At 71.4% G+C, this 23,255-nt stretch carries 19 protein-coding genes; 10 read left to right on the top strand and 9 right to left on the bottom strand.

Annotation, left to right across the window (positions count from 1 at the left end):
• Position 1: 1 nt before the first annotated feature.
• Entirely contained in the window at positions 2-2,107 is a 2,106-nt protein-coding gene (locus tag ESP57_RS12740; RefSeq protein ID WP_243648520.1) for an APC family permease, read from the bottom strand.
• A gap of 104 nt (positions 2,108-2,211) precedes the next feature.
• Here ESP57_RS12740 and ESP57_RS12745 point away from each other — a divergent pair, with 104 nt between their 5' ends.
• The 4 genes from ESP57_RS12745 to ESP57_RS12760 all read left to right on the top strand — a co-directional run bounded on the left by ESP57_RS12745 (position 2,212) and on the right by ESP57_RS12760 (position 5,502).
• The gene (locus tag ESP57_RS12745; protein WP_129231851.1) at positions 2,212-2,844 is read left to right on the top strand and encodes a hypothetical protein; all 633 of its coding nucleotides are present in this window, start codon (positions 2,212-2,214) and stop codon (positions 2,842-2,844) included.
• A gap of 102 nt (positions 2,845-2,946) precedes the next feature.
• Complete coding sequence (locus tag ESP57_RS12750; RefSeq protein WP_129231852.1) at positions 2,947-3,711, top strand: copper resistance CopC family protein; 765 nt, start codon at positions 2,947-2,949, stop codon at positions 3,709-3,711.
• Between the two features lie 19 nt (positions 3,712-3,730).
• Positions 3,731-4,255 carry a copper chaperone PCu(A)C gene (locus tag ESP57_RS12755; RefSeq protein ID WP_129231853.1) on the top strand — a complete coding sequence of 175 codons (525 nt, stop codon included), beginning with the start codon at positions 3,731-3,733 and terminating at the stop codon, positions 4,253-4,255.
• Positions 4,255-5,502, top strand: a complete 1,248-nt coding sequence (locus ESP57_RS12760) for a Dyp-type peroxidase (protein ID WP_129231854.1) — start codon at positions 4,255-4,257, stop codon at positions 5,500-5,502. Before ESP57_RS12755 ends, ESP57_RS12760 begins: the two co-directional genes overlap by 1 nt.
• Before the next feature lie 44 nt (positions 5,503-5,546).
• Here ESP57_RS12760 and ESP57_RS12765 read toward each other — a convergent pair whose 3' ends face one another.
• From ESP57_RS12765 to ESP57_RS12775, 3 genes are all read right to left on the bottom strand, one after another.
• Positions 5,547-6,062, bottom strand: coding sequence for a GNAT family N-acetyltransferase (locus ESP57_RS12765; protein ID WP_129231855.1), 516 nt, complete (start codon positions 6,060-6,062; stop codon positions 5,547-5,549).
• 191 nt (positions 6,063-6,253) lie between these two features.
• Positions 6,254-6,898: a PadR family transcriptional regulator gene (locus ESP57_RS12770; RefSeq protein ID WP_129231856.1), complete on the bottom strand. Its 645-nt coding sequence runs from the start codon at positions 6,896-6,898 to the stop codon at positions 6,254-6,256.
• Complete coding sequence (locus tag ESP57_RS12775) at positions 6,895-7,830, bottom strand: DUF4097 family beta strand repeat-containing protein (protein WP_243648521.1); 936 nt, start codon at positions 7,828-7,830, stop codon at positions 6,895-6,897. The genes ESP57_RS12770 and ESP57_RS12775 overlap by 4 nt, the downstream gene beginning before the upstream one ends.
• 364 nt (positions 7,831-8,194) lie before the next feature.
• On the opposite strand from ESP57_RS12775, the gene ESP57_RS12780 reads away from it, so the two are divergent.
• A complete protein-coding gene (locus tag ESP57_RS12780) occupies positions 8,195-8,953 on the top strand; it encodes a MerR family transcriptional regulator (RefSeq protein WP_115960465.1) in 759 nt (252 codons plus the stop codon).
• 149 nt (positions 8,954-9,102) lie between these two features.
• Here ESP57_RS12780 and yczE read toward each other — a convergent pair whose 3' ends face one another.
• Positions 9,103-9,822: a membrane protein YczE gene (gene yczE, locus ESP57_RS12785; protein WP_207904543.1), complete on the bottom strand. Its 720-nt coding sequence runs from the start codon at positions 9,820-9,822 to the stop codon at positions 9,103-9,105.
• A 62-nt stretch (positions 9,823-9,884) separates the two neighbouring features.
• On the opposite strand from yczE, the gene yczR reads away from it, so the two are divergent.
• On the top strand, positions 9,885-11,327 hold the full coding sequence (gene yczR, locus ESP57_RS12790; RefSeq protein WP_115960467.1) for a MocR-like transcription factor YczR: 1,443 nt from the start codon (positions 9,885-9,887) through the stop codon (positions 11,325-11,327).
• Positions 11,328-11,540: 213 nt separating this feature from the next.
• On the opposite strand, the gene ESP57_RS18600 is transcribed toward yczR, so the two are convergent.
• On the bottom strand, positions 11,541-13,034 hold the full coding sequence (locus tag ESP57_RS18600) for a hypothetical protein (protein WP_207904544.1): 1,494 nt from the start codon (positions 13,032-13,034) through the stop codon (positions 11,541-11,543).
• A 91-nt stretch (positions 13,035-13,125) separates the two neighbouring features.
• A complete protein-coding gene (locus ESP57_RS12800) occupies positions 13,126-14,220 on the bottom strand; it encodes a hypothetical protein (protein ID WP_056011914.1) in 1,095 nt (364 codons plus the stop codon).
• Positions 14,221-14,392: 172 nt separating this feature from the next.
• On the opposite strand from ESP57_RS12800, the gene ESP57_RS12805 reads away from it, so the two are divergent.
• Entirely contained in the window at positions 14,393-18,094 is a 3,702-nt protein-coding gene (locus ESP57_RS12805) for an efflux RND transporter permease subunit (protein WP_129231857.1), read from the top strand.
• A 6-nt stretch (positions 18,095-18,100) separates the two neighbouring features.
• On the opposite strand, the gene ESP57_RS12810 is transcribed toward ESP57_RS12805, so the two are convergent.
• The gene (locus ESP57_RS12810; protein ID WP_129231858.1) at positions 18,101-19,435 is read right to left on the bottom strand and encodes an RNA polymerase sigma factor; all 1,335 of its coding nucleotides are present in this window, start codon (positions 19,433-19,435) and stop codon (positions 18,101-18,103) included.
• A gap of 9 nt (positions 19,436-19,444) precedes the next feature.
• Positions 19,445-19,876 carry a YciI family protein gene (locus tag ESP57_RS12815; RefSeq protein ID WP_056011908.1) on the bottom strand — a complete coding sequence of 144 codons (432 nt, stop codon included), beginning with the start codon at positions 19,874-19,876 and terminating at the stop codon, positions 19,445-19,447.
• 183 nt (positions 19,877-20,059) lie between these two features.
• Between ESP57_RS12815 and ESP57_RS12820 the strand changes: the two genes are divergently transcribed.
• The 3 genes from ESP57_RS12820 (at position 20,060) to ESP57_RS12830 (ending at position 23,092) form a co-directional block, all read left to right on the top strand.
• On the top strand, positions 20,060-20,398 hold the full coding sequence (locus ESP57_RS12820; RefSeq protein ID WP_115960478.1) for a heavy-metal-associated domain-containing protein: 339 nt from the start codon (positions 20,060-20,062) through the stop codon (positions 20,396-20,398).
• Positions 20,395-21,042, top strand: coding sequence for a DUF305 domain-containing protein (locus ESP57_RS12825; RefSeq protein ID WP_129231859.1), 648 nt, complete (start codon positions 20,395-20,397; stop codon positions 21,040-21,042). Before ESP57_RS12820 ends, ESP57_RS12825 begins: the two co-directional genes overlap by 4 nt.
• Before the next feature lie 166 nt (positions 21,043-21,208).
• Positions 21,209-23,092: a glycoside hydrolase family 15 protein gene (locus tag ESP57_RS12830; protein ID WP_207904545.1), complete on the top strand. Its 1,884-nt coding sequence runs from the start codon at positions 21,209-21,211 to the stop codon at positions 23,090-23,092.
• Positions 23,093-23,255 lie beyond the last annotated feature (163 nt).

Below are 23,255 nucleotides of genomic sequence, written 5' to 3' on the forward strand. Positions count from 1 at the left end.
CCTAACGCCGGCGCTTCTCGTTCGACTCGACGACCGGACGGCGGGGCACGGGGCGCACGGGCTCGCCGCGTCGGTCCTGACCCGGCAGCGGGCGCGAGCGGCGTCCGTAGAGCAGGTCGGAGGAGTCGAGCAGCCACGGCACGAGCGACACCGTCACGCCGTGCACGAGCAGCAGCTTCTGGCGGATGCGCCGGGCCTTGTGGTTGTGCAGGATGTTCTCCCACCAGTGGCCCACGACGTACTGCGGCATGTACACGGTCACGACCTCGGAGCCGTGCTCCTCGCGCCGGGACTTGATGTAGGTGATGAGCGGGTAGCTCAGGTCGCGGTAGGGCGAGTTCAGGATCCGCAGCTTCACGTGGATGTTCTGCTTGACCCAGTCCTTCTTGAGGCGCTTCGTCTCCTCGTCGTCGAGGGACACGTGGATGGCCTCGAGCGAGTCGTGCCGGGCGGCGATCGCGTAGTCGAGCGCCTTGAGCGTCGGCTTCTGCATGCGGCCGACGAGCACGATCGCGTGGTCGCCCGTCGCGCCGAAGGTCGTGGTCGGGTCGACCTCGATCTCCTTCTCGACGTCGCGGTAGTAGCGGTTCACGCCCATCATCAGGAAGAACAGGATCGGCATCAGGAGGAACACGATCCACGCGCCGTGCGTGAACTTCGTGACCGTGACCACGATGAGCACGACCGCGGTCATCGCGGCGCCGATCGCGTTGATCACGAGCGCGCGCAGGATCGCACCGCGAGTGAGCGGGGGAGCGTCGTCGGGGTCGGCGCGCGGGGCTCGCTTCGGCGCCCCCTTGGCCGGATGCCGCAGCCGCGAGAGCTCGCGCAGCCAGTGCCGCACCATGCCCGTCTGGCCGAGCGTGAACGAGACGAAGACGCCGATGATGTAGAGCTGGATCAGCACGGTCAGGTTCGCCTGGAAGATCAGCAGGATCAGGGATGCCGCGAGCGCGAGGATCACGACGCCGTTCGAGTAGATCAGGCGGTCGCCGCGAGTCGACAGCGACTTCGGCGCATAGCCGTCACGGGCGAGCACCGAGCCGAGCAGCGGGAAGCCGTTGAACGCGGTGTTGGCCGCGAGCAGCAGCACGAGCGCCGTGGTGGCCTGGATCAGGTAGAAGGCGATGGTCGCGTCGCCGAACGTCGCGGCGGCGACCTGTGCGATGAGGCTGCGCTGCGGCTCGGTCGCGCACCCGCTCCAGCCGATCAGGTGGCATGGATCCTCGGCGTAGTGCACCTGGGAGATGAGCGCGACCGCCGTGAGGCCCGCGAAGAGCACGATCGCGATGCCGCCCATGAGCACGAGCGTGCGCTGCGCGTTCTTCACCTTCGGGCGGCGGAACGCCGGCACGCCGTTCGAGATCGCCTCGACGCCGGTGAGGGCGGAGCATCCGCTCGCGAAGGAGCGCAGCAGCAGCAGGATGATGCCCGCCTGCGTCAGGGACTCGGCCTCGACGCCGAAGGTCGCGGACTCGGCGACCGGCGGATCACCCATGAACGTGCGGGTCAGGCCGACGACGATCATCACGAAGACGCTGCCGATGAAGAGATACGTCGGCACCGCGAAGGCCTTCGACGACTCCGAGACGCCGCGCAGGTTGATGGCCGCGAGGATGATGACGAACACGATCGCGAGCTCGACGCGGAACGGGTTCAGCTCGGGGATCGCCGAGATGATGTTGTCGACGCCCGACGCGACCGACACGACGACGGTCATGACGTAGTCGACGAGCAGTGCCGACGCGACCACGAGGCCCGCCTTCTCGCCGAGGTTGCGGTGCGCGACCTCGTAGTCGCCGCCGCCGGAGGGGTAGGCGCGGATGAGCTGGCGATAGCTCGCGACGACCGTCACGAGCAGCACGACGACCGCGAGTGCGACCCACGGCGCGAAGCTCAGGAAGGCGAGTCCGCCGACCATGAGGATCATCACGAGCTCCTGCGGCGCGTACGCCACCGACGAGAGCGGGTCGCTCGCGAAGATCGGGAGCGCGAAGCGCTTCGGGAGGAGCTGGCCCTCGAGTTTCTCTGTTGGCAGCGGGTCGCCGATGATCCAGTGCTTCGGCGACTTCAACTCAGCCGGCGGTGTATCCGCCTCATTCGTCACGGCGGTCGAGACTACACCCGCCGCGACCGGTGTCAAGTCTGCCGCTCAGGGGCGCCGAGTAGAGTTGTGGCGATTCTTCGAACACTCGACTTCCGGGGGCAAGCGTGAACCGTGCGGCGCAGCTCGCGCGTGGCTCGGCCACGGCGGTCGTCGCCCTGTTCCTCGCGGCCTTCTCGCACGGCGTCGCCGCGGGCGAGGCACCCGGCGGGCTCGGGCTCCTGCTCGCGGGCATCGTCGCGCTCGCGGCATCCGTCGCGTTCGTCGGCCGTCGCTCGACTCCGCTGCGCACGACGCTCGCGGTCATCGTGAGTCAGGGGGCGTTCCACCTGCTGTTCGGCGTCGGAGCCGGCGCATCGACCGGGTCGTTGGTCGTCAGGGGCGGCGGTCACCACGAGGCCGTCGTGTTCGTCGACGGCGGTGCCGTTGCCGGTGCGGCGGAGGGTGCCGGCGCGCCCGCCGGTCACCTGCATGCCGACACTGCCATGCTCATCGGCCACGCGGTCGCCGCGGTCGCGACCATCGTCTTCCTGCTCGCGTTCGAGCGGGCGGCCTGGCGGGCCGTCACCTCGGCCGCACGCCGATTCGCGCTGCGCCTCACCGCGCCCGTGCCGCAGCTCGCGCTGCTTCCTCTCGTCGTTCGTCGGGTCGCCTCGACGAACGCCCCGCGGCTCCGGTCGCGTCTCCGCTTCACCGCGCTGGGCTCCCGTGGCCCGCCGTTCGCCCGCGCCTCCGCGTAATCCCGCCGACCGGCGGACCCAGAGATTTCCGGATGCCTCCGCGGCCGCGCCTCATCGCGCGCGCCGGCCCGGGCCCGGACCGAGGAGAGAGACTCCCAAGCAATGAACAACCCGAACTCCGTGACCACCGCGACCGCACTCGACGCGCGCGAGAGCGCCACGCGCCTCCGCACCCTCGTGCTCGCCGCCTCCGCGCTCACCGTCGCCGTCGGCATCACCCTCGCGGGCGCCTCGCCCGCCTTCGCACACGACGAGCTGCTGGCCTCGAGCCCCGAGCCCGGCGAGGTCTTCGACACGGCACCCGCAGAGGTCGCCCTCGACTTCTCGAACGACATCATCGAGGTCGGTACCGCGATCGTCGTCGTCGACCACCACGGCGGCGACGTCGAAGTGGGTGACCCCGTGGTCGCCGGCGCACACGTCACGGCTGCGCTCCCGACCGACCTCGAGGGCGACTACCAGGTGCGCTGGCGCGCCGTCTCGAGCGACGGGCACCCGATCGAGGGCACGATCGACTTCGGAGTCGGCGCCGACGCGACCGGCGTCTGGACCGAGGAGGCACCCCACGACGACTCGGCGACTGAAGAAGAGCCCGCCGAAGGCGACCATGCCGAGGGTGACCACGCCGAGGGCGACGACGCCGCGCAGAGCGGACCTGACGGATGGGCCGTCGCCGGCTTCGTCGTCGGCGGGCTCGGGATCCTCGCGCTCCTCGCCGCCGTCATCCTGAACGCGAAGCGCAAGAGCGCAGGCCCCGGTTCGGGTTCGGGCGACGGTGCTGGCAACGCCTCCGGTGACGGCACCGGGAACGGTGGCGGCGCACCCGGTACCGGCACCGGTTCCGGCACGTCCGGCGACGACGCCTGAGCCCGGGGGAGCAGCACACATGCGTTCCACTGCGATGACCCCTGCCCTCGGCACCGCGCTCGCGGCCGTGCTCGCCCTCGCGGGCTGCGCCGGCGGCCAGCCCGCCGAGACCCCCGCCGCGTCGGCGCACGCCGAGGCCGCGGCATCCGTGACCGTTTCCGATGCCTGGGTGAAAGCGGGCGATGACGGCATGACCGCGCTCTTCGGCATGCTCGACAACGGCGGCGCGACCTCGATCACGCTCTCGGGCGCCGAGACCGACGCCGCCGACATGGCCGAACTGCACGAGACGGTCGAGTCCGACGGCGCGATGACCATGCGCGAGAAGGAGGGCGGCTTCGAGATCGCCGCCGGCGGTCACCTCATGCTCGAACCCGGCGCGAACCACGTCATGCTCATGGGCCTGACCGGCCCGCTGCGCGCCGGGGACGAGGTCACCGTGACGCTCTCGTTCTCCGACGGTTCCACGCTCGACGTGGTCGCGCCCGTCAAGGACTACCAGGGCGCGAACGAGGAGTACGACGAAGGCCACGAGGCGCACTGATGACCGGTGAACCCGGCGGCTCCGGGTTCTCGCGGCGGCACCTCCTGTTCGGAGGTGCCGCCGCGGCGGGAGCCGGTGCCGCGGCGGCGCTCGGCGCCTCGGCCGCGATTCGGGCTGGTGACGAGGCGGCGGGCACCCCGGATGCCGCGGTCGGTGCTGCCGTCGCGACGGCGAACGCCGTCGGCGAGGCGATCGTGCCCTTCCACGGCGTGCACCAGGCGGGCATCGAGACGCCGCCGCAGGCGCACGCGCTCTTCATCGCGCTCGATCTCCTGCCCGAGGTCGATGCGGACGCGCTCCGCCGCATGCTGCGGGTGCTGAGCGACGACGCCGCTCGCGTGACGCAGGGGCGCGCGCCGCTCGCCGACACGGAACCCGAGCTCGCCGAGGTACCTGCACGTCTGACCGTCACGTTCGGCTTCGGCCCTGGTCTCGTCGCGCGCGCCCGGTCCGAGGCGCCCGCGTGGCTGCGGCCGTTGCCGCCGTTCGGCATCGACCGCCTCGAGCCGAGATGGAACGACGGCGACCTGTTGCTGCAGCTCGGTTCCGACGACGCGATCACGGTCTCGCACGCCGCGCGCATGCTGCTGAAGGACGCGCGCAGCTTCGCCACCGTGCGCTGGTCGCAACGCGGGTTCCGCCGCGCCGCGGGTGCCGAACCCGAGGGTCGCACGATGCGGAACCTCTTCGGACAGCTCGACGGCACCGTGAACCCGAAGCCGGGCACCACGGAATTCGACGAGCTCGTCTGGTCGGCCGGGCAGCCCGAGTGGATGGCGGGCGGCACCTCGATGGTGCTTCGGCGCATCGCGATGGATCTCGACGGGTGGGATCGGGTCGATCGACCCGGTCGCGAGGCATCCGTCGGTCGCAGGCTCGCCTCGGGAGCCCCGCTCACGGGGGAGAGCGAACACGACGAGCCCGACTTCGCGGCCCTCGGCCCCGTGGGCTTCCCGGTGATCCCCGACTTCTCGCACCTGCGGCGATCGCGGAGCGAGGAGCCGGGGGAGCGCATCTACCGGCGCGGGTACAACTACGACGAGGCGCCGGCCGGGGCATCCGTCTCGGATGCCGGGCTGCTGTTCGCCTCGTACCAGGCGGACGTCGATCGCCAGTTCGTGCCGATCCAGCGGCGGCTCGAGGAGCTCGACCTGCTCAACGAGTGGACGACGCCGATCGGGTCGGCGGTGTTCGCGATTCCGCCGGGATGCGCCGAGGGAGGCTACATCGGGGACACCCTCGTCTGAGCCCGATCGTTCGCGCGTTCGCGGGTTCGCGGTTGCGTGGGTCGCTACGAGCGGGGCGGCGACGCGAGGTCGACGACCCAGTCGTTGGTCTGCAGCACGAGGCCCGGCTTCACCTCGAACGCCTCCTCGCCGAGCAGGCGGAAGCCGGCCTTCCGGCAGACGGCGTTCGACGCCGGATTGTCGACCCGCGGGTACGCGTGCACCGGCAGCACCTCGCCGGCAGTGCGCGCGGCGTCGAGCATCACGATCACCGCGGCCGGGGCGATGCCCTGGCCGCGGTACTCCGCTTCGACCGACCAGCCGGACTCGAGGGCGTGTTCGCCGTGCCAGTCGTGCTGCCAGTAGCCGACCATGCCCACACCCTCGGGATGCCCGGGGATCACGATGCGGAACTGGTGCGCGGTGCCCTCGCGCTGCATGCGGAGGTAGCGCTCGTGCCGCGCGAGCACCTGCGCGTCGTTCTCGGGGCCGCCCAGCTGGTCCATGAGCTCGTGCGTGTTCGCGCGGTGGAGGAGGTCGAGGTCGTCGTCGGCCCAAGGATGCAGCTCGATATCGGGCATGTCGCCATCACACCACCGCCCGCCGACACTGCGGTGCGCCGACGTGCCGCCCGCCGAGCGGCGTCGAGATGACGCGTGTTGTCGGTTCCCCTCGCCGGTACCGACAACACGCGTCATCTCGGCGGTGGAGGGGGGCATGACGCAGGAGGGCGGCGCCCCGGGGGAGGCGCCGCCCCTTCATGGGGCTCGGGCTAGTGGTCGCCGAGCGTCGCGAGCACGTCGGTCCGCACCTGCGCGAGACGCGCACGCAGCAGCGTGACCGTCTCGGGGCTGACGCGCCCGCGGCTCGCCCGCGTGCGCAGGTCGGTGCGCAGCTGCTGCCGGAACTCGCTCAGCACGAGGTCGGCCTCGTGCACGGCGCGGCTCGTCTCCGCACGGGCGTCGCCGCCCCACGAGGTCGAGGCGCCGGCGCCCCCCGCCGACGCGGAGGTCTTCGTCGACGCGCGCTTGGCCTCTCGGGCCGCGCTCGCGAGTTCGGCTCGGAGGGAGCGCATGGCGTCGTTGACCTCTGCGCGCACACCGTCGGCGAGGCGTCGCACCGAGTCGGTGACCTCGTTCTCGATGCCGTCGAGCTCGTCGCGGCGCGACTCGAGTTCGGCGCGGCCGGCATCCGTGATCTCGTAGACGGTCTTGCGACCGTCGGTCGACTTGGAGACGAGGCCCTCCTCCTCGAGCTTCGAGAGGCGCGGATAGATCGTGCCGGCGCTCGGACTGTAGGTGCCGCCGAAGCGGTCGGAGAGCGCCTGGATCAGCTCGTATCCGTGTCGCGGCTGCTCGTCGAGCAGGGCGAGCAGGTAGAGGCGCAGACTGCCGTGGGCGAAGACCGGCGGAGTCATGCGGATGCCTCGTCGCCGCTCTGTGCCGAACCGCTCGGTGCCGAACCGCTCTGTGCCGAACCGCTCTGCCCGGAACTGCTCGCCGCGTCGCCGTGGCTCGCGCCCGAGGCATCCGACGGCGTGCCGACCTTCTCGCGGCGCATGACCGAGATCGAACCCGAGACGCTGTTGGCGCCGAGGTCGAGCCACGTGCCCGAGAGTTCGCCCGTGACGCGCTCGAAGCCCTTGCCGAGCATGCCCTTGATGGTCGTGTCGTCGATGAGCACGGTGCCGCCGACCGTGTTGATGCGGTAGCGGGCGCCCGATGCGGCGGCGAACCGAACCGTGAGGTCGCCCGCGACGGTGTTGGTGTCGACCCGGTCGGGGGTGCCGAACGCGTCGAGGATCATGTTGCCCGAGACCGTGTCGGCGTTGAACGAGCGCACGTCGCCCGTGGCGACGACGTCGCCCGAGACCGAGTGCGCGGTGATGCGGCCGGTGTGGTTGCCGGCCGACACCTCGCCCGAGACGGTCGAGAGCTCGACGTCGCCCTCGTGGTTGTCGAGCACGAGGTCGCCCGACACGGTCGAGAGCTTGGCATCGGTCGTGAAGCCTGAGACGAGCGCGTCGCCCGAGACCATGCCGAGCTTCATGGCCACGTGCCGCGGCGCGAGGATCGACACCTCGGCCTTCGCGTTGCCGGCCCAGCCCTTGAAGACGTCGATGAAGTTGTCCCACCGGAGCTGCGGGTGGTCGATCTCGAGGGAGTCGCCGTCGATCTCGATCTTCAGGTCTTTGCCGGTGACGTTCGAGACCTCGATGCGGGCGCCGGGCTCGTCGTGGGCGATCACGTCGACCTTGCCGCCGATGAGGCTCACCTTGAGCTTGCGAACCAGTTCGAGGTCGATGACCCGGGTCTCTCCGGGGTTGATGACCCACTTCTCGATGGACATGTGGTGCTCCTTCTGTCGCGGTTGCGTTCGGGTGCGAGGCGCGGATGCCGCGGCATCCGCTGCGCTCGAAGTCTGTGACGCGATATATCGCGTGTCTGATGTAGGTCACGATATATCGCGTTTGCTCCCAATGCAAGTCCGGACTCCGCCGAGGCTTTCGCTGAGTCGCAGGGGGGGTTCGCCCGACACGCCGGGCTGGACTCGGCGCGGCGCGCGGATCGTCCTGCGACTCGGCGACGGCGCGAATCCTCCTGAGGTGAGCGGATGCCTCGCGCGCTTGACATTGACGCAGCGTCAACCTCTACCGTGGCAGATGTGGGGCAGAACGCCCCCGATCACGAGAGACACGAGAGAGGAGCACGCCGTGGACTGGTCGATCCAGGAGATCGCGAAGCTCGCCGGCACGACGAGCCGCACGCTGCGTCACTACGACGACATCGGGCTGCTCACGCCGACCCGCATCGGCTCGAACGGCTATCGCCACTACGACGACGCCGCACTCGTGCGCCTGCAGCGCATCCTGCTGCTGCGGGACCTCGGCCTCGGACTCCCCGCGATCGGCGAGGTGCTCGACCGTGAGGCGAGCGCCCCGCACGCGCTGCGCAGCCACCTCGAGTGGCTTCGCGGCGAGCAAGGACGACTGGCGCGGCAGATCGCGTCGGTCGAGAACACCATCGGAGCACTGGAAGGAGGTGGACAACTGATGGCAGAGAACATGTTCGACGGCTTCGACCACACCCAGTACAAGGAGGAGGTCGAAGAGCGTTGGGGCACGGACGCGTACGCGAAGAGCGACGCGTGGTGGCGCTCGATGAGCGCCGACGACAAGGCGGCCTGGCAGCAGCGGATGTCGCAGCTGGGCCGTGACTGGATCTCGGCGTTCGAGCGGGGCGTCGACCCGGCGGGCGACGAGGCGCAGGCACTCGCGCAGCGCCAGTTCGACTGGTTGCGCGGCATTCCTGGCACGCCGGGCGGCGGCGGCGCAGGTCCGAGCAAGGAGTACTTCCTCGGCCTCGCCGAGATGTACGTGGCCGACGAGCGCTTCGGTGCGAACTACGGCGGCCAGGCGGGTGCCGAGTTCGTGCGCGACGCGATGACCGCGTACGCGGAGCGCGAGCTGTAACGAGCGCCCCGTCTCGGCACGTCGGAGGTCGCGGGTTCAGTCGGAGGCGACGGTTCCGTCGCCTCCGACGCGCTTCGTCGCCTCCGACCTGGAAGTGCAGTCGCCCCCGAGGTGTCCCGACCTCGGGGGCGACTGCCGTCTGGGGGCGGTCAGGCCGCGGGTTCGGTGGACGGCACCGGGGTGACGGATGGCGCGGGCGCCGCGGCATCCGCTCGCTCGACGCTCGGCTCGGTCGGCGTCGCGCTCGCCGGACGCTTGATCGCGAACATGGGGATCGTGTACCCGCAGAGCGGCCCGATGAGCAGGGCGAAGGCGACCGTGCCGATGCCGACGTCGCCCCCGAGCGCCCAGCCGATGGCGAGCACGATGAGCTCGATGCCGGTGCGCACGATCCAGATCTTCCAGCCGGTGACGCGGTGGAGACCCGTCATGAGGCCGTCGCGCGGGCCGGGTCCGAAGTGCGCGCCGATGTAGAGGCCGGTGGCGATGGCGAGCACGACGATGCCGGCGGGCAGCAGGAGCACCCGCACCCAGAGATCGAGGCCCGACGGGATGAGCCACAGGCCGATGTCGGCCGAAGGGCCGACGAGCAGTGCATTCATGACCGTGCCGAAGCCGAGTCGCTGCCGGATCGGGATCCAGAGCAGCAGCACGACGCCGCTCAGGATCACGGTGATGAGTCCGAAGCCGAGGCCCGTCTGCTTCGCGATGCCCTGGGTCAGCACGTCCCATGGGGCGACGCCGAGCTCCCCGCGCACGATGAGCGCGATGCCGATGCCGTAGAGGAACAGGCCGACGAAGAGCTGCACGAAGCGGCGCACGAGCACGGGCGTCGAATCGGCAGTGGTGAAACGGATGGGGCGGGGCATTCTGCAACCCAATTACACGATTGGCCTGTTCGCAAAGAGCCAATTCGTCTAAAGTGGCTCGAATGGCGGAGTCCACCCTGAGCGCACGTGCGCTCGACAACCTGCTCGGCGACTGGCGCAGCGGCGCCGGCAGCGCGTACCACGCGCTCGCGGAGCGCATCCGGCTGCTCGTGCTCGACGGTCGCATCCCGGTCGACACCCGGCTGCCGGCCGAACGCGACCTGGCCGAGCGACTCGGCCTGAGTCGCACGACCGTGACCGCCGCCTACCGGCACCTGCGCGAACAGGGACTCGTGCTGAGCGTGCGGGGTTCGGGCAGCGTGGCCCGGCTGCCCGGTGCGCCGACCATGCTGCCCCCGGCTCCGGCCGCCGACTACATCGACTTCTCGAAGGCGGCCCCGACGGCTCTGCCGTGGCTGCCCGACCTCGCGCGACAGGCGGTCGAAGACCTGCCCGAACACCTCGGCGACGCCGGTTTCGACCCGATCGGCACCCCGGCGCTGCGTGCGGCGATCGCCGATCGCTACACCGCACGCGGGCTCCCGACGACGCCCGAGCAGATCATGGTCACGATCGGCGCGCAACACGCGATCGCCCTGCTCTCGCGGGCGCTCATCGGTCGTGGCGACCGGGCCATCATCGAGGCGCCGACCTACCCGCACGCCTACGAGGCGCTCCGGGCGGCGGGAGCCCGGCTCGTGCCCGTCGGCGTCGCGCCGCGCGACGACGTCGACCCCGACGGCCGGGCCGAGGCCGAGGCGCTCGTGCGCGCGATCGGGCACTCGAACCCCGTCGCCGCCTACCTCATGCCCGACTTCCAGAACCCGACCGGCCGTTCGATGAGCGCCGAGACCCGCGAGCGCGTGCTCGACGCGGCCGCCCGGCAGGGCACCGTCATCGTCGCCGACGAGACGACGGGCGAACTCGACATCGATCGCCCCGAGTCCCTGCTGCCGATGGCCGCCTACGGCCCGGCGATCATGGTGGGCTCGGTCGGCAAGACCGTCTGGGGCGGCGTGCGCGTCGGCTGGATCCGCGCCGACCGGCCGCTCATCCGTCGGCTGCTCGCGGTGCGGTCGCCCGGCGACCTCGGCACGCCGATCATCGAGCAACTGCTCGTCACTCGCGCCCTGCCGCACATGGACGACATCCTCGACCTCCGCCGCGAACAGCTCCGCGCGGGGCGCGACCGGCTCGAGGGACTGCTCGCACAGGCCTTCCCCGAATGGCAGGTGCCGCACGTCGACGGCGGCATCGTCACCTGGGTCGGCCTCGGCGCGGCGGTGAGCTCGCAGCTCGCGCTCGCCGCGCGCTCGCAGGGGCTCATCATCGCCGCGGGGCCCCGGTTCGGCATCGACGGTGCCTTCGAACGGTTCCTGCGGTTGCCCATCTGCTATCCGGCCGAGACGACGGATGCCGCGGTGCAGGCGCTCGCCCGCGCGTGGCGCTCGCTCTCGGGGGCGGCGCCGGTGCCCGACCAGAGCCTCCTCGCCTCGGTGATCTGAGCCGCCGAGTCTCGCGCGTCGGCGCGCGGCGTCGCGGAGCGAAGTGCGGAGCGGGCGGACGACTGCGCTCGTCCGCCCGCCCCGACCGGCTGCGGTTCGGGCACACCGCGGCCTGCCGTGCCGCACGGGTCGGCGGCACGGAGTCTGTGGGGCAGTGATCTGCCAGGGGTGCGAGCCCGGCGCCGGAAGGGCGGCGCCGGGCCCATCCCGTTGCTAGCGCTTCAGCGCGAACCGCCGGAACCCGACGAGCACGAGGCCCGCGAGCATCGCGAGTGCCGCGAGCCCGAGGCCCGAGGCGTCCACGCCGGTCGACGCGAGCGTCGCTGCATCCGTGTCGCCAGATCCGCCGGATCCGCTGCCGGACGCGACCGTCGAGCCGCCGTCACCCGGAGAGGTGGGCGTCGTCGGATCGGTCGGGTCCACCGGGTCCACCGGGTCCACCGGGTCGACCGGGTCGACGGGGTCGACGGGGTCGGTCGGATCCGTCGGGTCGACGATGGTGGTCGCCCCGTCGGTCTCGCTGTCGCCGATCACCGAGATGGCGTTGCCGCCGATCGTCACGGGCAGGGACAGGTTCGGCAGCAGCTGTGTTCCCCCGAGCAGCCCGCCGTTCCCATCCGTCGTCGCCGAACCGCCCCCGGTTCCTGGCGTCACGACCGTCTCGGCACCGGTCGACGCGCTGTCGCCCACTCCCGAGATCGCGTTGCCTCCGACCGTCACCGGCAGGCCGATCGACGGCAGCACCTGCGTGCCGCCGAGGATCGAGTCCTCGCCGCTGGTCTCGGCCGAGCCGCCGCCGTTGCCGGCGCCGGACGTGACGGCGGTCGTCGCGTCGGTGCTCTCGCTGTCGCCGATGACCGAGATGGCGTTGCCGCCGACCGTCACCGGCACAGAGCCGCCCACGATGGCCTGGGTGCCGCCGAGGATCGAGTCCTCGCCGCCGGTCTCGGCCGAGGAGCCCTCGCCCGAGGCGGTGCCCGCCGCGACACCGGTTGCGGCACCGCTGCTGGTGCTGTCGCCGATGACCGAGACGGCGTTGCCGCCGAGCGTGATCGGAATGTCGATCCCGCCGAGCAACTGCGTGCCGCCGAGGATCGAATCGTCACCCGAGGTCGACGCGCTGCCTGCGTCGTTCGAGCCGCCCGAGCCGCCGGAGGCGACGGCGGTGCCGGCGCCCTCGGTCGACGAGTCGCCGATGAGCGAGATGGCGTTGCCGCCGAGGGTGATGGGAATCGACACGTCGACGAGTCCCTGCGTGCCGCCGAGCAGCGAGTCGTCTCCGCTGGTCCCGGTCGCTGCCGGGGCCGCCGCAGCGGGTGCCGGTGCCACCTCGGTGGCCGCGCCCTCGGTCGACGAGTCGCCGATGAGCGAGATGGCGTTGCCGCCGAGCGTCACCGGCACCGAGACGTCGATGATCGCCTGGCTGCCCGAGCCGATGCCGTCGTCACCTGAAGTGACGGCCGCCGGCTCGGCGGCGTCGCCGCTCGAGGCCTCCGTGCTGGCGTCCTGCGACGACGAGTCCCCGATGAGGGAGATCGCGTTGCCGCCGAGCGTGATCGGCAGGTCGATCGAGATGCCCGCTTGGGTTCCCGACAGGATGCCGTCGTCGCCCGTCGTCTCCGACGCGTGTGCGACTCCGGCGCCGAGGAGCGAGAGGCCCCCGGCGAAGAGGGTCGCGTACAGCGCCCTCAAGAGCAGTTTCTTCATGATCCAGTCCTCCTGAACTGATGGGGTGAATACGCTCCGGGTACGGAGCGATGACCGTCTTCCGCCTCACGAGCAGGCGGAACGGCCCCCGTCAGTCAGGGGTGGAGTCGGTGTCGTAGACCGGCGACGACGGCAGCTCGTCGTCGACCGAGTGGAGTGCGAGCGACGCGAGCGCGTCGAGTTCGAGGGCGGCGTAGGCCGCGTCGGAAGTGCCGGATGCCGCGCCGCCGCCGCTGCCCGCAGCGCCGGTGCCGGAGCCGGCCACGCCGAGTGCGGGCGCGCCGAGTGCCGGTGAGCCGTCGCCAGCCGGCGATCCGCCGTCGGACGGCGAGATCGTGCCGATCGCGGAGTCGACGGTCGCCTGGAGATTCGTGGCGCCCGTGCGGTCGAAGCCGCTCGAGGCATCGGCATTCCGCCCATCGGCGGCACCGGGCGGTGCCCCGGCGTGGCCGGGCGGCGGTGTTTCGCCGGGTGTCTGGTCTCCCGGGCCGCCGGGTGCTTCCGGGCCGGTGCCGTCGGTGCCGCCGGGAATCAGCGGGATCGACGGGAGCTGGGGGAGCACGCCGCTGCCGTCGGTGGGCAGTGCGGGCAACGTGCCGACGACGGTGCCGAGCGTGTCGTCGACGAGGCCCGCCACGGGGCCGAGCACCGCGCCGACCGTGCCGCTCGGGAGCAGCGTTCCGACGATCGGCAGTTCGTCGACGATGCCGTCGACGAGTCCGGCGACGGGGGTCGTGATGCCGCTGACGGTGCCGCCTCCGGCGATGCCCGACACGGTGCCAGTGACGCCGTTGACGATGGTTCCGACCGCGGCGTTGCCGCCGCCGATCACGGTGTTGGCGGTCTCGGTGACCGTGTCGACCGCATCGGGCACGACCACGGCGACCGGCTCGGCGACGGGTTCGGGCAGCACCTCGACGACGGGTTCGACGACCTGGTTGACCGGGGTGACGACCGTCTCGACGACGCCGCCCACGAGACCGCCGACGGCGCCCGTGACCTCGGTCACGCCGCCGAGCAGCGAGCCGACGGTGCCGAGGAGTCCGCTGCCCGAGTCGCGTTCGTCGGCCGAGGCGCTCGGTGCGCTCGAGGCGAGCGAGATGACGAGCCACACCGCGGTCAGCGATGCCGCGAGGAGGGCGTAGCGGAGCCACGGCACCTGCCGTGCAGCATCCGCGGAGCTCATCGCCACTCCTTTTCGTTCCCCTGTTGGCAACCCTAACCGGGGCCATTCTCGTATCGATACCCCCCGGACGGGGGTCAGATGGGACCGATCCGCCGACATGCCGAACCCCGATGTCGCGTGAATTTCACCGCGATGTGATATCCGCTGCGGCAGCGCCTGCGAGAATCGAGCAATGCACCTGCTCGCCGCGCTCAGCATGAAGAACCGTGCCCTCATCGCGCTCATCACCGTCGTCGTCGCGATCTTCGGCGGCATCTCGCTGACGAGCCTCAAGCAGGAGCTGGCGCCGTCGATCGAGTTCCCGCAGCTGTCGATCGTGACGAGCTACCCCGGTGCGTCGCCCGACATCGTCAACACCGACGTGTCCACCCCGATCGAGACCGCGATCCAGGGCATCACGGGCCTCGAGTCGACGTCGACGACGAGCTCGACCGGGCTCTCGCGCGTCACGGCGAGCTTCACCTACGGCACCGATCTCGCCTTCGCCGAGCAGAAGATGCTCTCGGCGGTGAACCGCATCGCGGGCCAGTTGCCCGACGACGTCGACCCGCAGGTGATCGCGCTCAGCCTCGACGATTTCCCGGTGCTGCAGATCGCCGTGACCGGCGCCGACGACATCAGCGCACTCTCCGACGAGATCGAGCGCACGACGCTGCCCGAGATCACCGACGTAGACGGCGTGCGCGAGGCGAGCCTCGTCGGCGAGGTCGGCCAGCGCGTCACCATCACGCCCGACCCCGCGCAGCTCGCGGCCTACGGCATCACCCAGCAGGCCATCCGCGACGCGTTGCAGCAGAACGGACTCCTGGTGCCCGCGGGCACGATCACCGAGGGCGACTCGACGTTCGCGGTGCAGACGGGCACGCGCGTCCAGAGCGTCGACGAGATCACGGCGCTCCCGGTGCTCGGTGCCACCGAGCAGGTTCCGGATCCAACGGAGGAGACGCCGACCGACGGCACCGGCGAGACCGACGGCACGACGCTCCCCGACGGTGCCGAGCTGCCCGCCGGTGCCGAGCTGCCCGCAGGTCTCGGCGCCGCGACGAGCGTGCCGGCCGCGATCACGATCGCCGACGTGGCATCCGTCGAACTGACCGACAACCCCGTCTCGAGCATCTCGCGCGTGAACGGCGAACCGGCGCTGACCATCTCGGTCACGAAGCTGCCGGCGGCGAACACCGTCGAGGTCTCGAACGCGGTGACGGCGCTGCTGCCCGACCTCGAGTCCTCGCTCGACACGACCAACCCCGGCGCGACCTTCACCGTCGTCTTCGACCAGGCGCCCTACATCGAGCAGTCGATCGAGTCGCTCGCGACCGAGGGCATGCTCGGGCTCCTGTTCGCGGTGATCGTCATCCTGATCTTCCTGCTGTCGGTGCGCGCGACCCTCGTCACCGCGATCTCGATCCCGACGTCGGTGCTCATCACGTTCATCGGGCTGCAGGCCGCCGACTACACCCTGAACATCCTGACGCTCGGCGCGCTCACGATCGCGATCGGACGAGTCGTCGACGACTCCATCGTCGTCATCGAGAACATCAAGCGGCACCTCATCGTGGGCGTCGACAAGGCGACGACGATCGTGCACACGGTGCGCGAGGTCGCCGGGGCGATCACCGCCTCGACCATCACGACGGTCGCGGTCTTCCTGCCGCTCGCGCTCGTCGAGGGCGTGACTGGCGAGCTGTTCCGGCCGTTCGCGCTGACCGTGACGATCGCCCTCGTCGCCTCGCTCCTCGTCTCGCTGACGATCGTGCCGGTGCTCGCGTACTGGTTCCTGAAGCCCGCGAAGCTCGCCAAGCACGAAGACGAAGCCGAGATCGCGGCCGCCGCGTTCGTCGACGACGTCTGGCTCGCGCCCGAGCTCCGCGACGAGACCGGCGCGACCGGGCTGCCCACGTCGTCGGGCGCCGTGGGCGCCGCCGGTTCCCCGGGTGCCGCCGGTTCCCCGGGTGCCGCCGCCCGCACCGCGACGGCCGTGAAGCCGAAGCCCGTCGCCCCCGCCGACGAGCTCGAACACCCCTCGCGTCTCCAGCGCGGTTACCTGCCCATCATCGGGTGGACCCTGAAGCACGGCGTCGTGACGCTCATCGTCGCCGGTCTCGTGCTCGGCGGCACCGTCGCGCTGATCCCGCTCATGAAGACGAACTTCCTCGGCTCCTCGGGGCAGAACACCTTCCGCGTGACGCAGGAGCTGCCGATCGGCACGAGCCTCGACGCCATGGACGAGGCCTCGCAGCCCGTCGAGCAGGCGATCCGCGACACCGAGGGCGTCGAGACCGTGCAGACCTCCATCGGCTCCGGGAGCGGCCTCACCGCGGCGTTCGGCGGCGGTGGCGCGACGATCACGTACTCGGTCACGACCGATGAGGACGCCGACCAGGATGCACTGCAGGCGAGCGTGCGCGACGACCTCGACGGGCTCGACGACGTCGGCGAGGTCACCCTCGCCGCGTCGAGCGGCTTCGGCGCCTCGAGCGACATCGAGGTCGACATCACCGCCTCGAACGCCGAGGACCTGCAGGCGGCCACCGACGCCGTCGTCACCGAGCTCGACGGCATCGACTCGCTCGCGCAGGTCAGCTCGAACCTGTCGGAGTCCCAGCCGTACGTCGCCGTCGAGGTGAACCGAGCGGATGCCGCGGCAGCGGGCTACTCCGAGGTGGCCCTCGGCGGGTTCGTCTCCGCCGCGATGCAGCCGCAGCGTGCGGGGACCGTCGTGATCGACGAGAAGACCCTCACGATCTACCTCGCGACCGACAACCCGCCCGCGACCGTCGAGGAGCTCTCGGCGCTCGAGGTGCCGACGCCCGCCGGCCTCGTGCGGCTCGATTCGCTCGCGACCGTCGAGAACGTCGACGGGCCGGCATCCGTCACCACCGTGCAGGGTCTCCGCAGCGCGACCGTCTCGGCGACGCCCGCGGGCGACGACCTCGGCACGGCGAGTGGTGCCGTGGCCGCCGCGGTCGACTCCGTCGACCTGCCGGCCGGCACGACCGCATCGATCGGCGGGGTCAGCGCCGACCAGCAGGAGTCGTTCTCGCAGCTGGGCCTCGCGCTCCTCGCGGCGATCCTGATCGTCTACATCGTGATGGTCGCGACGTTCCGTTCGCTGTTGCAGCCGCTGCTGCTGCTCGTCTCGGTGCCGTTCGCGGCGACCGGCGCGATCGCGCTGCAGGTCATCACGGGCGTGCCGCTCGGCGTCGCCTCGCTCGTGGGCGTGCTGATGCTCGTCGGCATCGTGGTGACGAACGCGATCGTGCTCGTCGACCTTGTGAACCAATATCGGGATCGCGGCATGAACGTGCGGGACGCCCTCGTGCACGGCTCATCCCGACGTCTCCGGCCGATCCTCATGACGGCGCTCGCGACGATCTTCGCGCTGCTGCCGATGGCGATCGGGCTCACGGGGCACGGCGGCTTCATCTCGCAGCCGCTCGCGCTCGTCGTGATCGGCGGACTCGTGTCGTCGACCGCGCTCACGCTCGTCGTGCTGCCCGTGCTCTACGACCTCGTCGAGGGCGGCCGCGAGCGGCGCCGCGAGAAGCGAGCTGCGAGGGCAGCGGGCCGACCGGATGCCTCGGCGCCGGCGCACGCCGTCGCGGGTGCGGGTGCTGCCGTTGCGACGGTACCCGCAGCGGCGCCCGCTGCACGCGAGCCGGAGCCGACACCCGCCGAGCCGGCACCTGCCGAGCCGGCGCCCGCCGAGCCCGAGCCCGCCGAGCCGGCGCCCGGCGAGCCCGAGCCCGCCGAATCTCCCGCCGAGCCGACGCCGGCCGAGCCCGCGGAGTCCGATGCCGACGCATCCGATGACGACGGCGATGGGTCCGACGACGGCGACGAGGGCGGCACCCCGCCGCCCCCATGGGCCTGATGCCGACTATTCGGCAGGGGGCACGGCCGGCGGTGCGAGCGCGGCGATCTTCGCGAGCAGTGAAGCCCGCTCCTGCTCGTTGCCGGTGAGCCGCGCGGCGGCCTCGAGCTCGCTGCGCGCCTCGCTCGTGCGTCCGAGCCGGCGCAGCAGTTCGCCGCGCACCGCGGGCAGGGGCGCGTAGCCCGCGAGCCGTCCGTTCGCGACGAGCTCGTCGACGATGCGCAGCGCGCTCGCGGGTCCGGTCGACATCGCGACCGCGACGGCGCGGTTCAGGTCGACGACGGGCGACGGTGCGAGGCGCCCGAGCGCTTCGTAGAGCAGCACGATGCGGCCCCAGTCGGTGTCGTCGACGGATGCCGCGACCGCATGGCACTCGGCGATCGCCGCCTGCAGGCCGTACGCGCCGCGTCCGCGGCCGATGGCGTCGGCCCGCGCGAGTGCTGCCTGGCCGCGGCCGATCTGCGCGCGGTCCCAGCGGGATCGGTCCTGCTCGTCGAGCGGGATCGGGGTGCCGTCGCGCGCGGTGCGCGCCGCGAAGCGCGACGCGGTGAACTCCATGAGGGCGACGAGCGACTGCGCCTCGGGCTCGCGGGGCATGAGCCCCGCCACCATGCGGGTGAGCCTGAGGGCCTCGGCCGAGACATCCGGCCGTACCCATTCGTCGCCCGCCGCGGGCAGGTAGCCCTCGTTGAAGATCAGGTAGAGCACCTGCAGCACCGAGGCGAGCCGGGCGGCGTACTCGTTCGGCTCGGGCACCTCGAACGGCACCTTCGCCGCGGCGAGCGTCTTCTTCGCCCGCACGATGCGCTGCTGCACGGTCGCGGTCGGCACGAGGAAGGCGCGGGCGATCTCCTCCGACCCGAGGCCGCCGACGATGCGCAGCGTCAGCGCGATCTGCGCTTCGCGAGAGAGCACGGGGTGGCACGACACGAAGATCAGCCGCAGGATGTCGTCGTCGATCGTGTCGGGATCCCAGAACGTGTCGGATGCCGCGGCTCCATCGCGCTCGAGATCATGGGCCATTGCGGCGTACCGCTCGTCGAGCCGCTCGCGACGACGCCAGCCGTCGATCGCCCGGCGCTTGGCGACCGCGGTCAGCCACGCGCCCGGGTTGTTCGGAACGCCCTCGGCCGGCCACTGCCGGAGCGCCTCGACGAGCGCCTCCTGCGCGAGGTCCTCCGCCTGCCCCACGTCGCCGACGAAGCGCGTGAGCGTCGCGACGATGCGGGCCGACTCGATGCGCCAGACCGCGGCGACGGCGCGCCGGGCCCGGTCGGCGGCGGCGTCGCCTGCAGCGGCGTCCGCCGGCTCGACCGTGCCCGGGGCATCCGTCTCGGTCATGATGTCGACCTAGTTCGCGGTGCCGAGGCGACCCTCGGCCTCTGCGCGCCAGCCGGCCTCCTTCTGGATCCACTCGTTGTCCTGCGGGAAGTCCTCGAGCTCGGTGACGCGGCGCACCTCGAGCTTCGAGCCCGGTCCGAGGGGGCAGCGCTTGGCCCACTCGGCCGCCTCTTCGGGGCTCGCGGCCTGGATGATCCAGAAGCCGTTGAAGAGCTCCTTCGTCTCGCCGTAGGGGCCGTCGGTGACGACCGGGGGAGTCGAGTCGAAGTCGACGACGAAGCCCTCCTTCGCGTCGGTCAGCCCCTCGCCGCCGAGCAGCACGCCCGCCTTGATGAGCGACTCGTTGTAGGCGCCCATGGCGGCGATGACCTCGGTGAAGTCGAGGTTCTCGTAGTCCTCGACGGCCTGGTCGTTCGAGCGCATGATCAGCATGTACTTCATGGTCGTTCTCTCCTTCGTGGGAGGGGGCCGAAGTGCCCGCCTCACTCTGGCGTCGAACGGGCGATGGCCGGATCGACATCCGCCCGAGAATTTCTTTCCTCATGCTGCCATGGGCACGCGACTTGCGTCAGAGATACCCTAGGGGGGTATAGTGGTGGTGGCGACCGACGAAAGGACCGAACCATGACGCTCGCACCAGAAGGCCGAACCGAGATCGACATCGACGGAGGCGGGTGCTCCTGCTGCGCGATCGACACGACGACGGATGCCTCGGCGCTCGCCGAGACAGCCGTCGACGCCTCCCTCGTCGAGGCGACCTTCGGCGTCGCCGGCATGACCTGCGGCAGCTGCGTGGCCCATGTGACCCAAGAGCTCTCGGCCATCGACGGCGTCGACGGCGTCGAGGTCGAGCTCGTCAACGGCGGCGTCTCCGGCGTGACCGTGCGGAGCAGTGCTCCCGTCTCCGACGCCGCGATCGCCGCGGCCGTCGAAGAGGCCGGGTACCGGGTGGCGGAGCGATGAGCGCGGGGTCGGGCGCCCCGTTCCGCGCCTCGGCGCGCCACCGCGGCCTCGCCAGGACCCTGCCCGCCGTCGCGCTCGGCATCGCCGGGCTGCTCGCGCTCACCGGCTGCGCCGCGAACGGCGGCGACACCTCGGGCGGTGGCCACGACGGCCATTCGATGACCGGAACCGAGACCGAGGCGCCCGCGGCTGCCGGCACCGCCGCCGACGTGATGTTCGCGCAGATGATGATCCCGCACCACGAGCAGGCGCTCGAGATGAGCGGCATCGTGCTCGCGAAAGACGGGCTCGACCCCGAGGTCGCTGCGCTCGCCGAGGAGATCCAGTCGGCGCAGGGTCCCGAGATCGCTCAGCTCGAGGCCTGGCTCGACGAATGGGACGCTCCGCGCGAGATGCCCGGCGGCGGCCACGGGATGAGCGGCATGCTGAGCGACGACGAGCTCGCCGCGCTCGAGTCCGCCGACGCGGCCACCGCGTCGCGGCTGTTCCTCGAGCAGATGATCGAGCACCACGAGGGCGCGGTCGAGATGGCTGAAGACGAGATCGCGAGCGGCTCGCACGAGGGTGCGATCGAGATGGCCGAGGCCATCGTCGCGACCCAGACGGCGGAGATCGAGCGGATGCAGGCTCTGCTCGAAGGGTGACCCGAAGGGCTACGGTCGAGGTGGGGGACGGCGAGGCGGCGCGTCGCTGCCGCCCCCACCCGTGACCGACCGTGCTCGGAGGCCCCATGGAACGCAGTGACACCGACGGCGACAAGCTGCCCGCGGTCGACCGGATGATCGTCGGCGAGCTCGCCCCGGAGGCACCGTGACCGGGGGTCGGGCGCCGCAGATGCAGGGCGCGGTCGCCCGTTCGCCGTTTCCGCCGATCGCCTCCTTCGCGTTCCTCTCCGACTGCCACACCGGCGCACTGGTCGCCCCCGATGGCGCGATCGGATGGCTCTGCCCGCCGCGGTTCGACGCCCCGAGCGTGTTCGCGACGATCCTCGACCGGCAGGCCGGCTACTTCCGTTTCGGACCGTTCGATGTCAATGCCCCCTCGGCGCGCGCCTACGAACCGGGCACCAACGTGCTCGTGACGACGTGGAAGACCCCGACCGGCTGGGCCGAGGTGCGCGACGCGCTCACGATCGTGCGGCGCTCGGCTCCCGACACGACCACCCCGCACACCCGCGCGCCCGCCGATGACGACGCCGCGCACTGCCTCGTGCGCACCGTCACCTGCCTCGACGGGCACGTCGAGATGGAGATGCTCTGCGAGCCGGTCTTCGACTACGGCCGCGTCGCCGCCGACTGGGAGGCGAACGACGAGCACGAGGCGACCGCGAGCGGCGGCGGGATGTCGCTGCGCCTGCGCTCCGACCTTTCGCTCGGCGTGCAGGGCGGTCACGTCCGCGCGCGCCACACGCTGCACGCCGGAGATCAGGCGTTCTGCTCCCTCTCGTGGGCCGACGACCTCGCCGGACCGTCGACGTTCGAGGAGGCCGCCGCGGAGCTCGACTCGACGACGCGCTACTGGCGCGACTGGCTCGGCGACGCGACGATCCCCGACCACCCGTGGCGGGAGGCCCTCGAACGCTCGGCGCTGACTATCAAGGGGCTCACCTACATGCCGACCGGGGCGACGGTCGCTGCGCTCACGACCTCGCTCCCCGAGACGCCGGGCGGCGAGCGCAACTGGGACTACCGCTACAACTGGATCCGCGACTCCTCGTTCACCGTGCAGGCGCTGCACTACCTCGACCTCGACTGGGAGGCCGATGAGTTCGTCGAGTTCCTCTCGGGGCTCGAAGCCAACGATGACGGCTCCCTGCAGATCATGTACGGCATCGACGGACGGCGCGACCTCACCGAGACGACGCTCGACCACCTCACGGGCTACCAGGGTGCCCGGCCGGTGCGCACGGGCAACGGCGCGTTCGCACAGCGCCAGAACGACCTGTACGGCGCCGTGCTCGATGCGATCCTCATGCACGCCCAGCACAGCCAGCGGGTGCCGCGTTCGCTGTGGCCGCTCGTCCGCTCGCAGGCGGACTGCGCGACGGCCGCCTGGCGCGAGCCCGACCAGGGCATCTGGGAGGCCCGGGGAGCACCCCAGCACTACGTGTCGTCGAAGATCATGTGCTGGGTCGCCCTCGACCGTGCGTCGAAACTCGGCATCGTCGTCGGCGACGCCGAATCGGCGGCGCGGTGGCGCGGGGTGGCCGACGAGATCGCGGCCGACATCCTCGCCGAAGGCGTGAGCGAGCGGGGCGTGTTGCGCCAGCACTACGGCACCGATGCGCTCGATGCATCCGCTCTGCTCGCGGCCATCTACGGGTTCCTCGAGCCCGACGACGAGCGGCTGCGGGCGACCGTGCTCGCGATCGCCGACGAGCTCTCCGAAGACGGGTTCGCGCTGCGGTACCGCACCGAGGAGACCGACGACGGGCTGTCGGGGCGGGAGGGGACCTTCCTCATCTGCTCGTTCTGGCTCGTCTCGGCGCTCACCATCATCGGCGAGGGCGCCCGCGCCCGTGCGCTCATGGAGAAGCTGCTGCGCGTCGTCTCGCCGCTCGGCCTCCTCGCCGAGGAGCTCGACACAACGACCGGGCAGCACCTCGGCAACTTCCCGCAGGCGTTCTCGCACCTCGCCCTCATCGAGGCGGCGCGGCGCATCATCATGATCGAGAAGCTGCTCGAGTTCGTCTGAGCTCAGTGGTCGGGCGTTCGAGACGTGGGTCCTGGCTCCTGCTGCAGCGCATAATGCAGGATCTCCGTCGGCTTGGCCCCGCCTGCGCGCCCATCACCCAGGATCTCCTGAATTGCGCGTCGTACCGAGCTGCCCGAATCTGGTGCCTCGCTGTACTGCCTGC

This window comes from Agromyces fucosus, assembly GCF_004134865.1.
Lineage (GTDB): Bacteria > Actinomycetota > Actinomycetes > Actinomycetales > Microbacteriaceae > Agromyces > Agromyces fucosus.